Raw genomic sequence first — 14,796 nt, 5'->3', positions numbered from 1 at the left:
GACAGATTGGCCCGCCGCTGGCTAGGCCGACTGCGCGGCGCGGGCGGGGTGGAAACGCGCAGGCGCATAGGCGGCGGGATCAATCTTGGCGGTCATCGCGTCCCGGCTCTGCCCCAGCAATAGTTGCGCTCCCAAACGCGCGGCTGCGGGCGCCGTCTGGATACCAAACCCGCCCTGCCCGGCAAACCAGAACACGCTTGGGTCGTGCGGATCGCGGCCATAGACCGGCAGCCGATCAGGCGCGAAACTGCGCAGGCCCGCCCAGCGCCGCTCAACTGCCGCGATGCGCCAATCGGTCACGCTCTGGAAGCGGTCAATGGCGATGGCGACATCGAGTTCTTCGGGTGCGGCGTCGCACGGCGCAGACGGTATCTCGTCATGCGGGCTTAGCCACAAACGGCCTGCATCCGGCTTGAAATAGAACCCGCCATTGATGTCGAGCACCAGCGGCAGATCGGCAGGTGCTTGCGGTTCGACGCGCAGCACGGCGACTGTGCGGCGCAGCGGATTGATGCCGATGGGGCGCACGCCAGCCATCTGCGCAACGCTGTCCGCCCAGGCCCCGGCGGCGTTGACGATGGTGGCGGCGCGCCAGGTTTCGCCGCGTTCAGACATGATGCGCCACGCCCCGCCCTCGCGCACCAATCCGCTCACTTGCGCACGGCAGGCGATGGTGACGCCATGGCGGCGGGCCGTGGCAAGGTAATGCTGGTGCAACCCCGCCACGTCGATATCGGCGCAGGCAGGCTGATGCAGAGCCTCGCTCCATTCCGGACGGATATGGGGCACCTTGGCAGCAAGGCCAGCGGGCGACAGGCGTTCGATAGTGACGCCGGTGCCGGCAAAGGTTTCAACGTGGGCGTCCATCGCAGTGCGGTCCTCGGCGCGCCCGACATAGAGCGCGCCGCGCGGCGTGAGAAAACCGTGTTCCTGAAGATATGCGCCTGAGGCGAGCGTCAGCGGAACCACACCGGGGCCGCCATAGCATTCCTCCCAGAACGCGGCCGATCGCCCGGTCGCGTGATAGCCCGGCGCATCTTCCGCCTCCAGCAGCAGCACACTGGCATGAGGAGCGAGTTCGGCGGCGATGCTGGCGCCAGCCATCCCGGCGCCGATAATGGCGAAATCATGGATCATGCGGGGATTGTTTCTCCGGGAGCCACGCGGTCGAGGAAGGTCGCAATCGCTTGCATGACGCTGTCGCGGACAACGTCAACCTCCCGCAGCACCTCGTGATGCGCTTCGCTGCCCAATGCCAGCAGTTCGCCCCTCGGCAGGCGAGCAGCGGCTTTGAGGTTGGCAGGGTGGCTGACCAATTGGTCCGTCGCAGTGGAAATCAGCAGCACCGGCACGTCCACGGCCTCCAGCGCGCCAGGCGCATCAAGCACCCGCCACGAGGCATAGGCCCGTTCGACCCAGCGCCAGCTGGCCGGGCCCATCACAAGCTCAGGCCGGTGATCGCGCCACCATTGTTCGTCGGCATAGCGGTCAGGATCGTGGGTGAGGAGATCGGATCGGGCAGCGGGAAGCTCACCCGGCTTTTCGCTCCACTTCCACGCAGGCCGCATCGGATCACCCACCCGGCACATCGTCTGCGCGACCGTGTGGAGCAACGCCAAGGGCAAGGCTGGCCCGGCAATGCCCGTCATCGGTGCGCTCAGTACCACCGCGTCGGGGTGGATACGCCGGCTCGCCAGCGCCCGCAACGCCAGATGCCCGCCCATCGAATGCGCGGCGAGCACATGGGGGCCGGGCGTTTCGACGATCCAGCGGTCCCACAGCGCCGCCAGATCATCCACCCAGATGCCGAAATCCGCGATGTGGCCCGTGACCGGATCCTTGCCCAGCCGCCCGGATCCGGCCTGCCCGCGCCAGTCCGCCGCCGTCACCCGCCACCCGGCGCGGTGCCATTCTTCCAGCGTATCGAGATACTTTTCGTAAAAATCGCCGCGTCCCGGCAGAAACAAAATCGACCCGCGCGGGCCATCACGGGTGTCCGCTGCGCCCCGCCAGTCGATGCGGCGCACTGCATGACCGTCAGCCGCGGCCCACAGGCTTTCTTGCGCGTGAGACGGGATGCTCCGGCGATCGATCATGGGCGCATTCCTTCAACACACGGCCGCAAGCCGTTAAGCGTGGTTACTATTTGGTAAGTCATAACCTGTAGCAGTGTCCCGATGAAGGACGGCCCGCGTTTCCTGCGAGGCCCGCCCCGGGGGCACGAAGTCGATGAGTTCCATTTCCTACGGTTTGCTGATCGCGTTGGCAATTGCGCTGGTCTTTGCCGCGTTCACCGATTTGCGACGGCGCCAGATCGCCAATTGGCTCAATGGCGGCATCGCTCTGGCAGCGCCGGCGTTCTGGTGGGCGAGCGGCTTGTCGCTATGGCCCGATGTCGCCATCCAGCTGGGCGTGGCGCTGGCGGCTTTCGCGCTGTTTGCCGGATTGTTCGCGCTCAAGATGATGGGCGGCGGCGATGTCAAGCTGCTGACTGCTCTGGCCCTGTGGGTGAGCCCACAGCATTTCGTCGAATTGCTTTTTGTGATGGCATTGGCAGGCGGCGCGCTGACGATCGTGATGGTCGGTTGGCACACGATCCGCCGTCAGAAAGACAGGATTGCGATCCCCTACGGCGTGGCCATCGCCTTTGGCGGATTATGGGTGCTCGCATTCAATTATTGGCCGGCTGGAACGCTGGCCGTCACCAGTGCGTGAACCCGATCTTAACCAGTCACAGCTTACGCATCGCAACCATACCTGCCCGCTAACCAACCAAGGGCATATACGAGGGGGCTTATTGAGCCATGGATAGGAAGAAACTGGTTCTGCTGCTCGGCGCGCTGATCATCGCGATCGGGACGGCCTTTGCCGCACGGAGCATGTTTGCCGGAAGCTCGGCTCCCGTTGCTGAAGCAGCGCAGCCCACCGGGCCACGCGTGCTTGTTGCAAAGCGGGCTCTGACGGCGGGGACAATCATCACCGCCGATGCGCTGGGGTTCCAGCCTTGGCCCACCGAATTGGTGCAGGACGTCTATTTCATTGATGGCGAAGCCGATATGAACACGCTGCTCGGCACCGTGGTCCGCTATCCGATCACTGCAGGTGAACCGGTCACGCAAGGCTCGCTGGTCGCGCCGGGCGATCGCGGCTTCCTCGCGGCGGCGCTCGGACCGGGCATGCGGGCGGTCACCGTCCCTGTGTCGGCAACGACGGGCGTTGCAGGCTTCATTTTCGCAGGTGACCGTGTCGATCTCGTCCTGACCCAGAATGTGGCGGGCGAAGGGGACGGCGAATCACTCAAGACGGCGGAAACGGTGCTGCGCAACTTGCGGGTGCTGGCAACCGACCAGACCGTCGAGAAGACCTCCGACGAGAACGGCAAGACTGTGGTCAACCAGTTCAGCAACGTCACCCTCGAAGTGACGCCCAAAATCGCTGAAAAGGTTGCGGTGGCGCAGACCATCGGAACGATCAGCCTGGTGCTTCGCTCGCTTGCGGATAGCCCGGCAGAGCTGGAACGGGCCGTGGCCTCAGGCGACATCCAATTGCCTGCCAACGCGACACCGGAGCAGGAAGAATCGATGCTGAAGGCGGCCATGTCGCGGCCGATCGACAAGGGCACCACCTATGTCACTGGCGGCGATGTTTCGCGCTTCCAGCGCACGACGGTCCCGTCCAAGCCGCAGCCAACCGCCAATAGTTACAATCAGGCGCCGGCACAGGCCCGCTCCGAAGCGCCGTCGGGTGGAAACGCCGCACCTGCCTACTCCGGCCCAAGCGTGCGGGTGACCCGTGGCAAAGACACCGAAGACACGCCGGTCAGTGCCAAGGCTAACAGCACGTCGATCCTCTCCAGTCAGCAAAGTGGTGTCCGCCGCGCCGGGAAAACGCTCCCAGCTGCTGGCATGACCGTGATCAACTAAGAGGCATCGGACCCATGTCAAACATCATGACCTATCGCTTGCCTGCTCTTCAGGCTCGCCGTGGCACACCCGAAGGGGGGCAACCCATGACACGCACATTCAAGATGAAGCTGCTGGGGGCTGCGCTGGCCGCAGTACCGATTGCAGCAATGCCGGCGGCAACCGCCACCGCGCAGCAGATCGTCAGCCCGGCGCAGGAAATCGTCTTGTCGATCGGCAAAGGTGAACTGGTGACAGTGCCTGGCACCATGGCGGATGTTTTCGTTGCCAATGACTCGGTCGCCGACGTTCAGGTAAAGTCGCAGCGCCAGCTTTACGTTTTCGGCAAGGCAGGGGGTGAAACCACCATCTATGCCAGCAATGATCGCGGCGATGTGATTTTCTCGGCGAACATCCGGGTGGGCTCGAACATCGGCAGCATTGATCAGATGCTCGCAATGGCCATGCCCGATGCCAAGGTCAGCATTTCGACCATGGGCACCAACACCGTGCTGCTCACCGGCACCGTGGCCGCACCCGAAGATGCCGCCGAAGCCGAACGATTGGTAACAGCGTTCCTAGGCGAAGAGGCCAATGTTATCAGCCGCCTGAAGACGGCAACACCGCTTCAGGTCAATCTGCACGTAAAATTTGCCGAAGTCAGCCGCAGCCTGGTCCGCGAGATCGGCGGCAACCTGACGCAGATTGACGGGTCAAGCGGAATGCAGATCGGCGTCGGCACCGGGCGTACCGGCTTCTTCAACAACATCCGACCGAATTCCGCTCTCGGTACGGGAAATGACGTCCTGGTGACGGTCCCCGACATCAACAACCCTGGTCAGTTCATCGAGGTGCCCGGAAACCAGGTGACACAGGCTGCCGGTAGCACGACGCTTGCAGGTATTGGTCGTCTGTTCGGTATCGATACGCTGGGCGCGCTCGATCTGTCGGAACGGCTGGGCCTGGTGACCACTATCACCGAACCGAACCTTACTGCGCTCTCTGGCGAAACTGCCACGTTCCTGGCGGGCGGCGAATTTCCGATCCCGCTGGCCCAGGGCCTCGGTCAGGTGACAGTGCAGTTTCGCCAGTTCGGCGTCAGTCTTGCCTACACCCCGACAGTTCTTTCCAACGGTCGCATTTCCATGCGTGTCCGCCCCGAAGTCTCCGAACTTTCAACGCAGGGCGCGATCACTTTGAATGGCTTTCAGGTGCCTGCCATCACCACCCGTCGCACCGAAACGACTGTAGAGCTCGGCTCAGGCCAAAGCTTCATGATTGCCGGCCTGATGAGCGCCAACTCTCAGAACTCGCTCGAGAAGGCACCGGGTCTGGGTGATGTACCGATCCTTGGCAACCTGTTCCGCAGCCGCAGTTTCCGAAAAGGCGAAACCGAGTTGGTGATCATTGTCACCCCCTATCTGGTCAAGCCGGTGGACGCCAAGGACATCAAGCTGCCGACCGACGGTTATCGTTCAGCCAACGAGTTTGAGCAGCTTTTGGGCTACCAGAACAACGCCGGCGTATCGGGCCAAGAACGTCCCGGCCCTGTCGCCGCACAGCCCGATGCACCGCAACCTAACGTAAGCCAAGCCGATCCGGTCGGCATTGTCCCGATGCAGCCCGAACAACCGCGCCGCGCGGGCAAGAAGGACCGTCGTCAGGAACGTGAGGCCAGCGCCGCAACCCCGGGCTTTAGTCTTTAACGTGAGAAAGGTGACCACGATGCCGATTGCACGACACACCACGCTCGCCCTCGCACTCACGCTGGGCCTCGGCCTCGCCGGGTGCGGCGGGATGCCCACCAATACTTCGCTTTACTCGACGAAGGTTCCGGTGGTCGAACGCACCAACATGGTGCTTGACGTGAACACCACCACGGCTGGCCTGCCGATTTCCGAACAACAGCGCCTTAACGGCTGGTTTGAAACGATGGACCTTCGTTACGGCGATCGTATCGCGGTGGAAAATCCGGGCCAGAACCCTGCCGTTGACAATGCGATCCGCGATCTTGCGGGGCGTTATGGCCTGATGCTCAGTGAAACGGCGCCGGTTACCGCAGGGTATGTCCAGCCGGGTCAGGCCCGCGTGGTCATCACCCGCACCACCGCCAGCGTGCCAGGCTGCCCGGACTGGTCGGCCAAATCCGACATGAACTACACCAATGGCCTCAGCCCCGGCTACGGCTGTGCGGTCAACAGCAATCTGGCAGCCATGGTCGCCGATCCGCAGGATCTGCTTGAAGGCAAAAAGGGCGCCAGTGAAACCGTGATCGCCACCTCGAACAAGGCGATTTCGACCTATCGTGAAACACCGCCCACTGGTGCGGGCGGCTTGCAGGCGGCAGGAACCGCTGGCGGCGGAGGAGGTAACTAAGCCATGAATGCTCCCTGGAAATCCGGTATCCCCGGAAGTCGCGATCCCTTTGCCGCCTATATCTGCGACGATGCTGCGCTGGATGTATTGCGCCCGGTGGTGATCGAACTCGGCTGGCAGCCGGAAAAGTGCAACAAAGGCGGCCTACGCAATGCCGTGCAATCGCTTTCTGTCAGCGCCAGCCCGGCGATTCTGATCGTCGATCTATCGGAATGCGGCGATCCGCTGAACGATATCAATGCGCTGGCCGAAGTGTGCGAGCCAGGAACAGTTGTGATCGCCATCGGCCAAGTCAACGATGTGCGCTTGTACCGTGACCTGCTTTCGAGCGGGATTCATGATTACCTGCTCAAGCCGCTTTCGGCCCAGCAAGTGCATGATGCGCTTAGCCAGGCGCTGGCGGCGTTCATGTCACCCAAGGCAGGTGATGCTGATGCCGCCAAACGCCATATCTCCACCGCTGTCGTGGGAACCCGCGGTGGTGTTGGTGCCTCGACGCTGGCGACTTCCTTAGCCTGGCTGTTCGCTGATGAACACAAGGCGGCCACCGCGCTGCTTGATCTGGACATCCATTTTGGCACCGGCGCGCTGGCGCTGGATCTGGAACCGGGCCGCGGCCTGAGCGATGCAATTGAAAACCCGAGCCGAATTGATCCGCTGTTCATTGAACGTGCGATGGTGCGGGCAAGCGACAATTTGTCAATCCTGTCCGCCGAAGCGCCGATCAACCAGCCATTGATGACCGATGGAGCGGCTTTCGTGCAACTGGAGGACGAATTCCGTCAGGCGTTTGAGATGACGGTCATCGACATGCCACGCAACATGTTGATCAATTTTCCGCAGCTTCTGGCTGACGTGAACCTAGTGGTGCTGACGTGCGAACTGACGCTTGCGTCTGCGCGCGACACGATCCGCATTCTTTCATGGCTGAAATCAAACGCGAGCCATGCACATCCAATGATTGTCGCGAACAAGGTGCAGCCGGCGCTGGCCGAAATCAGCAAGTCCGATTTTGAAGCGTCGATCGAACGCAAGATCGATTTCATGGTGCCTTATGACATCAAGGCGGCATCGAACGCAGCCAAGCTGGGGCAGGTTTTGGTCGACGCCAATCGTTCGAGCAAGGCGACCGCTGCGATAAGGCAGATTGCCGAGCGCGTGATGGGTGTGAGTTCGGAAGATATGGCAATGGCCACCGGGGAGAAAAAGTCGCTGCTGGGCAACTTCGACTTCAAGGCCATGCTTTCCAAAAAGCCCAAGGTCGACCTGACCAAAGCCGACTGACCGCCGGCAGCGTGGGGGATGCGGCGTGCCACGGCGGCCCGCCCCCTCGCTAGGCGACACAGCATTAACCCGCTGCAACCCGGCGGACCGAGCCAGGAACCACAGACATGGAATTCATTGAAACCCTGTTCATCACGCTGGTGATTTTCTCTGTGCTGGTCTTGGGCTATGTCGCGGTTTCCGGTTCTGGTTCAGCCAAAGCGCAAAAGCGCCGAGTACAGGCCTTGCGAGGCCGCCACTCGGAAAGTGTCGATGCCAAGGTTGATGCCCAATTCAAGCGCGCTGTCGCCGCCCGCAAGCCGAAGGCTTTCAAGGTCGCAGGCTCAGGCTCGCGGAGTGAGGCGCTCGCGATCCGCCTCGACCGGACCGGCAAGGGCTGGACTGTTTCCCAGTATCTTTACGCCTCGATCGGGCTGGCGATGGTGGTAGCGGTGATTGTGTTCGTGCTGAGCCGGACGCCGATGCTTTCGCTCGGGGTGGGCCTGTTCATCGGCGCTGGACTGCCGCACATGGTCATTGGCTACCTCATCAACAAACGCACCGACCAGTTCATCACCAAGTTTCCGGACGGGATCGAATTGCTGGTGCGGGGCCTGCGTTCTGGTCTGCCGGTAACAGAAACACTCGGCATCATCGCGACCGAAGTGCCCGGCCCGGTCGGCGCCGAATTCAAGACTGTCATCGACCGCATCAAGGTCGGCAAGACCATGGAAGATGCGCTTCAGGACACCGCCGACAAGCTTGGTATTCCCGAATTCAACTTCTTCACGATCACGTTAGCGATCCAGCGTGAGACAGGCGGCAACCTTGCCGAGACTCTATCCAACCTTGCCGAAGTGCTACGCAAGCGGGCGCAAATGAAGCTCAAGATCCGGGCGATGAGTTCGGAATCCAAGGCATCGGCCTACATCATCGGCGCGCTGCCGTTCCTGGTGTTCGCAGCGATCTCATACATCAATCCCGAGTACATGGGCGGCTTTTTCACGGATGATCGTCTGATCGTTACTGGACTTGGCGCCGGGGTGTGGATGGGCTTGGGCGTCTTCATCATGTCCAAAATGATCAGTTTCGAAATCTGATGGCAGGGGGCGTAACAGCATGATCAACCAACCCACCGGACCGACCCTGCTCGGCTTCGATGTCCTCTTCGTCGGCACCTTGCTCGCTGGCTTTGCTGCGTTTGCGGTGATGCTCGCGATCTATGCCGCGGTTACGATCCGCGACCCGATGGCCAAGCGCGTCAAGGCGCTGGAGGCGCGGCGCGAACAATTGAAAGCGGGGATCGTCGTGGCTGGCGCAAAAAAGCGCTCCAGCCTGGTGCGCCGGACCGACACAACCGACAAGGTCAAGGACAGTCTTGGCCGTCTCAACGTGCTGCAGGAAAGCCAGATCAAGGCGATCCAGCAAAAGATGGCGCACGCCGGTTATCGCAACAAAGAACTGGCCGTTCTGATTATCGGCATCCGGGCAATCCTTCCGATTGTCCTGGGCATTTTCATGGGCGCGCTGATTTACGGCATTGAATTCTGGCCAGATTGGGGCCCGATGAAGCGTTTGGCCGTGTTTGCCGGCACGGTGTTCATGTCCTACAAAGGACCGGAAATTTACCTCAGCAACAAGGCGGGAAAGCGCACCAAGGAAATTCAGAAGGGTCTGCCCGATGCGCTCGACTTGCTGGTGATCTGCGCTGAGGCCGGTTTGACGGTGGACGCCGCGTTCAATCGCGTCGCCAGGGAACTGGGCCGCGCCTATCCTGAGTTGGGCGACGAATTCGCCTTGACCGCGATTGAACTGTCGTTCCTCAATGAACGCAAAATGGCGTTCAACAATCTGGCCTACCGCGTCAATCTGGACGCGGTGAAGGGCGTGGTGACAACCATGATTCAGACCGAACGCTATGGTACGCCGCTGGCTTCGGCGCTGCGGGTGCTGTCTGCCGAATTCCGGAACGAACGCATGATGCGCGCTGAGGAAAAAGCGGCCCGTCTGCCTGCGATCATGACCGTGCCGTTGATCCTCTTCATTCTGCCGACGCTGTTTGTTGTCATTCTGGGGCCTGCAGCCTGTTCAATCTCGGACAATTTCATTGGCGCCAGTGGCTGATCCCTTTTGAACGACACAGGGCCGGAGCAGAATCAATCCTGCTCTGGCCCTTCATGCGTCTGACGGGCCAGCCTGAGCGCCCGCGCGCGCAACGCAGCCAGCAGGTCGCGCAACGTATCCTCTTCTCCCGGCGCAAGGTCCGCCAGCAATTCGCGTTCTGTCGCGCGAGCCAGCGGCATGACCTCAGCGTGGATCGCCCTGCCCTCAGGCGTTAGCGCCAGCAGGTGTGAACGGCCGTCGCCCGGATGGGGCACCCGAGCGATCAAGCCACGTTCTTCCAGCACCTTGACCGCGCGATTGACCGCGACCTTGTCCATCAGGGTTGCCGCCGTCAGCACGCGCTGCGTCAGACTGCCGCGATCGCCCATCACCGCCATCACCCGCCATTCAGGGATCTTCAGACCGAACCGCTTGCGATAGCGTTCCGCGATCAGCCCGCTGACCGCGTTGGAGGCAACCGAAAGCTGATACGGCAGAAACCCGGCAAGCTCGCCGGCATCGTCATTCATAGGTGCGCGCGTCCCACCACGGATAGAAATCGGGCATGTCGGCGCTAACCTTACCGGGATACATCGCTTTGCGTTTTTCGAGGAAGCTGGCGATGCCCTCCTTGGCGTCGGCTCCGCGGCTGAGTTGGTAAATCGCCCGGCTATCGATCTTGTGCGCCTCCATCGGGTGATCGGCGCTCATCAATCGCCACATCATCGCCCGCGTCATGGCGACAGACAGGGCCGAGGTGTTGTCGGCGATCTCGCGCGCCAGGGTCTGCGCGGCATGAAGCAGATCGGCGGGCGCATGGACCGACCGGACAAGCCCGCCCGCCTTGGCTTCGGCAGCATCGAAGATGCGGCCCGTGTAGCACCACTCCAGCGCCTGCGCGATCCCGACAAGCCGCGGCAGGAACCAGCTGGACGCCGCCTCTGGCACGATCCCGCGCCGGGCGAAGACGAAGCCGTAGCGCGCTGTCTCGCTGGCAAGCCGGATATCCATTGCCAGCTGCATCGTTGCTCCCACGCCCACTGCCACACCGTTGCAGGCCGAAATCAGCGGCTTCTTGGATTCGAACAGCCGCAACGTCAGCAACCCGCCGCCATCGCGCACCTTGGGATCGGACAGGTCGCCCACCTCGGTCGGATCGGAGAACACGTGCCCTCCGTGATCCGGCGTCAGGTCTGCGCCCGCGCAAAACGCCCGCTCCCCCGCACCGGTAAAGATTACCGCGCGCACGCCATCATCGGCGTCGATATCGTCCATCGCCGCGATGATCTCGGCTCCCATAGTGCGGGTATACGCGTTCATCTTGTCGGGACGGTTCAGCGTGATGGTGGCGATGCCATCAGCTTTTGTGACGTTGATCTGGGTGTATTGGGTCATAATCGTCCTCTCATCCTTATCGCCACTGTGATGCCATGGCCCGCATAAAAGAAAACCCCCCGCAAATGCGAGCGCCGCTGCTGCGTTAATCTGGCGGTTGCAGCCGTTGTTCGTGGCTAGTACGCGAAGACGATGACCGAAACTCGTCCGATTTCCGCCATAGATCCGCGCGCGCGATTGCGCGATCCGGCCTATTTTGCGCTGCATCTTCAAGCAGCCAAAGCCATCCGCGAAGTCGATCAGGTGCATTGGTATGATTCGCAGTTTCTACGCCGGTTCGAAGTCGCCAAACGCTATGTCAAAGGGGTGCGGCCCGATGCGTTGGCCGATTTCCTCGCGGGGTTTGACGCGATCAAACCTTCACCAACCTTCACTGAAACGCTGATCGAAGATGTCTTCGATGCAGCCACCCGCGAAGCAATCATCGCCGTCAGCCGAAAAGTCGAGGTCGAGAAATCCGGTCAGCAGGATAGAGAAAACGCCGACTTTGGCCGGGATGTGGTCTGGGACCACCCGTTCTTCCTTGAACTTCAGGATCAGGTGCGCCCTCGGATCGAAGCCATCGTCGGCTGCCCGCTGACATCGAGCTACAATTTCCTCAGCCGCTATGGCGCCAAAGGCAAATGCGATCTTCACATGGATCATCCCAATGCCATGTACACCTTCGACTATTGTATCGAACAAGACGCAGCGTGGCCGATTCATGTCAGCCGAGCGGTCGAGTGGCCCACAGCCGAGTTTGCGCGAAGCTTCGATCCCGAAGCGATCATCGCCGATCCGGCCTATGGTTTTACTGATTACCTGCTGCAGTCCAATCAGGCGCTGCTGTTCAACGGCAGTTCGCAGTGGCACTATCGCCGCCCGAAAATCGCGGGGGGATTTTGCCACTTACTATTTTTCCATTACGTACCAGCCGGTTGCGAGGCGCTAGTCGATCCGTATCGCTGGGCAGAGCATTTCGCCGTTCCCGAGCTTCAACCGCTGTGCGACTTGTTCGTGCGACCCGAGATCGACGGGCTGGCATAGCCCCTCTCCGTTCTGATTGAACGAAGAGGGGCTGATCGGATTAACGCGGCGCCATGCGGATCGCGCCATCAAGCCGTACGTCTTCACCGTTGAAGTAGCCGGTTTCGATCATGCACATGGCCAGCTTGGCGTATTCGGTCGGCACGCCCAGACGCTTGGGAAACGGCACCGATGCCGCCAGCGCATCGCGCACGTTTTGCGGCGCAGCGGCCAGCAGCGGGGTATCGAAGATGCCCGGCAGGATGGTGTTCACCCGGATGCCTTCGTTCATCAGGTCGCGCGCGATGGGCAGCGTCATGCCGATCACGCCGGCCTTCGACGCAGAGTATGCAGCCTGCCCGATCTGGCCGTCCTCGCCTGCAACCGACGCGGTGTTGACGATCGCACCGCGCTCGCCATTCTCGTCCAGCGGCTCCAGCGTCATCATGCCCGCAGCCGACTTGGCGATGCAGCGGAAGGTGCCGATCAGGTTGACCTGAATGACGAAATCGAACGCGCTAACGGGGAAGTGCTTGATCGAGCCATCTTCCTTGGAACGGCTGGCGGTTTTGATTGCGTTGCCGATTCCGGCGCAGTTGACCAGAATACGCTCCTGCCCGTGAGCTTCGCGGGCCTTGGCGAAACCGGCATCGACATCGTCATCGCTGGTCACGTTGACCTTGCAGAACACGCCGCCGATTTCCGCCGCGAGCGCTTCGCCCTTTTCTTCGTTCATGTCGAAGATCGCAACCTTGGCGCCCTTGGCAGCCAGTGCGCGGGCCGTTGCCGCGCCGAGGCCCGAGGCTCCTCCGGTGACGACGGCGGGGGTATTGGCAGAAACTTCCATGATTCTCTCCTAGATCACAAATCCGGTCGCCCTGAGCTTGCCGAAGGGCTGCACTTTCTAAGGTCCCGCGTCCCCCCAAAAAGGACGGTGCTTCGACAAGCTCAGCACGAACGGGTTCTTCGCAAGGTGCTCGTTCAAAGCGCCTCGATGATTGTCACGTTGGCGACGCCGCCGCCTTCGCACATGGTTTGCAGGCCATACTTCTTGCCGTGGCGGTGCAGGCCGTGAACCAGCGTCGCCATCAGCTTGGTTCCCGACGCGCCCAGCGGGTGCCCCAGCGCAATCGCGCCGCCGTGGACATTAAGCTTGGCCGGGTCAGCGCCCGTATGCTTGAGCCATGCCAGCGGCACCGAAGCAAAGGCTTCATTGACCTCGTAAAGGTCGATATCGTCAATGGTAAGCCCGGCACGCTGCAAGGCCTTGTCGGTCGCAAACAGCGGTTCTTCCAGCATGATCACCGGATCGCCCGCCGTCACGGTCAGGTTATGGATGCGCGCCAGCGGGGTGAGGCCGTGCGCCTTCAACGCGGCTTCGCTTACCACCAGCACCGCTGAAGACCCATCGCAAATCTGGCTGGCCGACGCCGCCGTCAACGCGCCATCGGGGCTGATCAGCTTGACGCCCGCGATGCCTTCGAGCGTCGCATCAAACCGGATGCCTTCGTCGACGGTGTGGAACTGCGTGCCTTCTGCCGTCTCGACCTCGATCACCACGATCTCGCGCTCGAAGGCACCGGCCTTGGTCGCGGCGATCGCCTTCTGGTGACTTTCATAGGCGAAACGGTCCAGATCGTCCTTGGAGAAGCCATGCTTCTGCACGATCATCTCGGCGCCGACGAACTGGCTGAAATTTATACCCGGATACTTCGCCTCGATCCCGGCAGCCTTGCTGTAGAGGCCTTCCTTCATGTGCAAGGTCACATTGGAGCCCATCGGCACGCGGGTCATGCTTTCGACGCCGCTGGCGATCACCACGTCCTGCGTGCCGCTCATCACGGCTTGCGCCGCAAACTGGATCGCCTGCTGCGAAGAACCGCACTGGCGGTCGATAGTGACGGCGGGGGTGGACTGCGGGAGATGCTTTGATGCCAGCACGCCCATGCGCCCGATCTGCATGGCCTGCTCGCCCGCCTGGCTGACGCATCCGGTGACCACATCGTCGATAGCCTTGGGGTCGATCCCGCTGCGCTCAACGATCGCATCGAGCGATTTTGCCAGCAGGTCGACCGGGTGGACCCCGGCCAGACGTCCGCCGCGGCGCCCGCCCGCAATGCGAACGGCCTCGACAATATAAGCTGTGGTCATGTCTCTCTCCCGGCATTGGTTATGCGTTCACACGTTGGCGCCAAATCAGTTTCATTGCGCCACCTGCGTCCCTCGAACCGCCTATTGAAGGCATCCCATCAAATCAAGCTGACAAAATGATGACCGGTCTGGCCGCCCTGCGCTTGCCTTGGCGCGAGCACAGCGGCCGGCATCTCCTAACTTCGGGCGACGAAGACCCCGACCGACCTTAACGCAGCGCTTGATCGCAAGGCGCTTGCAGCTCGTTTTGCTGCGGCAGGACGCGTTCATCTGCGCGATGTTTTGACCGGAGCGAGTACGCGCAAACTGCTCGCTCGCGAGACCCCTTGGTGAGTGCCGATAAGCAATGGCGAAAGAACACTTCGCAGCGCGCACGAAACTCTATGCAAACACATCAATGTATCCGCCTTCATGGATTTCACGGGCGCCATGACTGGACTTGATCTCACCAAGTCCGAGCGGAAGGCCAGCAGGATTTGGCCCCATGCACTATCTTGGCCGCCCTATCGGAACCCAAACTTGCGCATGATGATTGGCACCCAGCCTAGGGCGAATACCCGCTGTTCTTTGATGATGAGGACGAAGTTGGTGAACGCTCTAA

At 61.6% G+C, this 14,796-nt stretch carries 14 protein-coding genes; 8 read left to right on the top strand and 6 right to left on the bottom strand.

The genetic code is table 11. The annotated features are described in order from the left end of the window. Nucleotides 1-21: 21 nt before the first annotated feature. On the bottom strand, nt 22-1,137 hold the full coding sequence (locus ACRANW_RS06325) for an NAD(P)/FAD-dependent oxidoreductase (RefSeq protein ID WP_479433681.1): 1,116 nt from the start codon (nt 1,135-1,137) through the stop codon (nt 22-24). After that, entirely contained in the window at nt 1,134-2,096 is a 963-nt protein-coding gene (locus tag ACRANW_RS06320; protein ID WP_479433680.1) for an alpha/beta hydrolase, read from the bottom strand. The genes ACRANW_RS06325 and ACRANW_RS06320 overlap by 4 nt, the downstream gene beginning before the upstream one ends. A 133-nt stretch (nt 2,097-2,229) precedes the next feature. Here ACRANW_RS06320 and ACRANW_RS06315 point away from each other — a divergent pair, with 133 nt between their 5' ends. The 7 genes from ACRANW_RS06315 to ACRANW_RS06285 all read left to right on the top strand — a co-directional run bounded on the left by ACRANW_RS06315 (nt 2,230) and on the right by ACRANW_RS06285 (nt 9,665). Then, complete coding sequence (locus ACRANW_RS06315; RefSeq protein WP_479433679.1) at nt 2,230-2,715, top strand: A24 family peptidase; 486 nt, start codon at nt 2,230-2,232, stop codon at nt 2,713-2,715. 89 nt (nt 2,716-2,804) lie between these two features. Further along, nucleotides 2,805-3,923, top strand: coding sequence for a Flp pilus assembly protein CpaB (gene cpaB, locus ACRANW_RS06310; RefSeq protein WP_479433678.1), 1,119 nt, complete (start codon nt 2,805-2,807; stop codon nt 3,921-3,923). Between the two features lie 86 nt (nt 3,924-4,009). After that, nucleotides 4,010-5,608, top strand: a complete 1,599-nt coding sequence (locus tag ACRANW_RS06305) for a type II and III secretion system protein family protein (RefSeq protein ID WP_479433677.1) — start codon at nt 4,010-4,012, stop codon at nt 5,606-5,608. Nucleotides 5,609-5,627: 19 nt separating this feature from the next. Then, complete coding sequence (locus ACRANW_RS06300) at nt 5,628-6,278, top strand: CpaD family pilus assembly protein (protein WP_479433676.1); 651 nt, start codon at nt 5,628-5,630, stop codon at nt 6,276-6,278. A gap of 3 nt (nt 6,279-6,281) precedes the next feature. Then, the gene (locus ACRANW_RS06295) at nt 6,282-7,562 is read left to right on the top strand and encodes a pilus assembly protein CpaE (protein ID WP_479433675.1); all 1,281 of its coding nucleotides are present in this window, start codon (nt 6,282-6,284) and stop codon (nt 7,560-7,562) included. A gap of 107 nt (nt 7,563-7,669) precedes the next feature. Continuing rightward, nucleotides 7,670-8,641 (top strand): type II secretion system F family protein, encoded by a 972-nt coding sequence (locus ACRANW_RS06290; RefSeq protein WP_479433674.1) that lies wholly within the window; start codon nt 7,670-7,672, stop codon nt 8,639-8,641. A 19-nt stretch (nt 8,642-8,660) separates the two neighbouring features. Continuing rightward, nucleotides 8,661-9,665, top strand: coding sequence for a type II secretion system F family protein (locus ACRANW_RS06285; protein WP_479433673.1), 1,005 nt, complete (start codon nt 8,661-8,663; stop codon nt 9,663-9,665). 32 nt (nt 9,666-9,697) lie between these two features. Here the strand turns inward: ACRANW_RS06285 and ACRANW_RS06280 are convergent, their stop codons facing one another. Then, nucleotides 9,698-10,174 carry a MarR family winged helix-turn-helix transcriptional regulator gene (locus ACRANW_RS06280; RefSeq protein WP_479433672.1) on the bottom strand — a complete coding sequence of 159 codons (477 nt, stop codon included), beginning with the start codon at nt 10,172-10,174 and terminating at the stop codon, nt 9,698-9,700. Next, nucleotides 10,167-11,039, bottom strand: coding sequence for a crotonase/enoyl-CoA hydratase family protein (locus ACRANW_RS06275; RefSeq protein ID WP_479433671.1), 873 nt, complete (start codon nt 11,037-11,039; stop codon nt 10,167-10,169). Before ACRANW_RS06275 ends, ACRANW_RS06280 begins: the two co-directional genes overlap by 8 nt. Before the next feature lie 132 nt (nt 11,040-11,171). On the opposite strand from ACRANW_RS06275, the gene ACRANW_RS06270 reads away from it, so the two are divergent. After that, a complete protein-coding gene (locus tag ACRANW_RS06270; RefSeq protein WP_479433670.1) occupies nt 11,172-12,065 on the top strand; it encodes a hypothetical protein in 894 nt (297 codons plus the stop codon). 40 nt (nt 12,066-12,105) lie between these two features. Here ACRANW_RS06270 and ACRANW_RS06265 read toward each other — a convergent pair whose 3' ends face one another. Beyond that, entirely contained in the window at nt 12,106-12,891 is a 786-nt protein-coding gene (locus tag ACRANW_RS06265) for an SDR family NAD(P)-dependent oxidoreductase (RefSeq protein WP_479433669.1), read from the bottom strand. Nucleotides 12,892-13,025: 134 nt separating this feature from the next. Continuing rightward, nucleotides 13,026-14,195 carry an acetyl-CoA C-acetyltransferase gene (locus tag ACRANW_RS06260; protein WP_479433668.1) on the bottom strand — a complete coding sequence of 390 codons (1,170 nt, stop codon included), beginning with the start codon at nt 14,193-14,195 and terminating at the stop codon, nt 13,026-13,028. Nucleotides 14,196-14,796: the final 601 nt, after the last annotated feature.

The organism is Erythrobacter sp. 'gip.4 top 5' (assembly GCF_056495765.1).
This window is presented reverse-complemented; position numbering and strand designations above follow the sequence as displayed.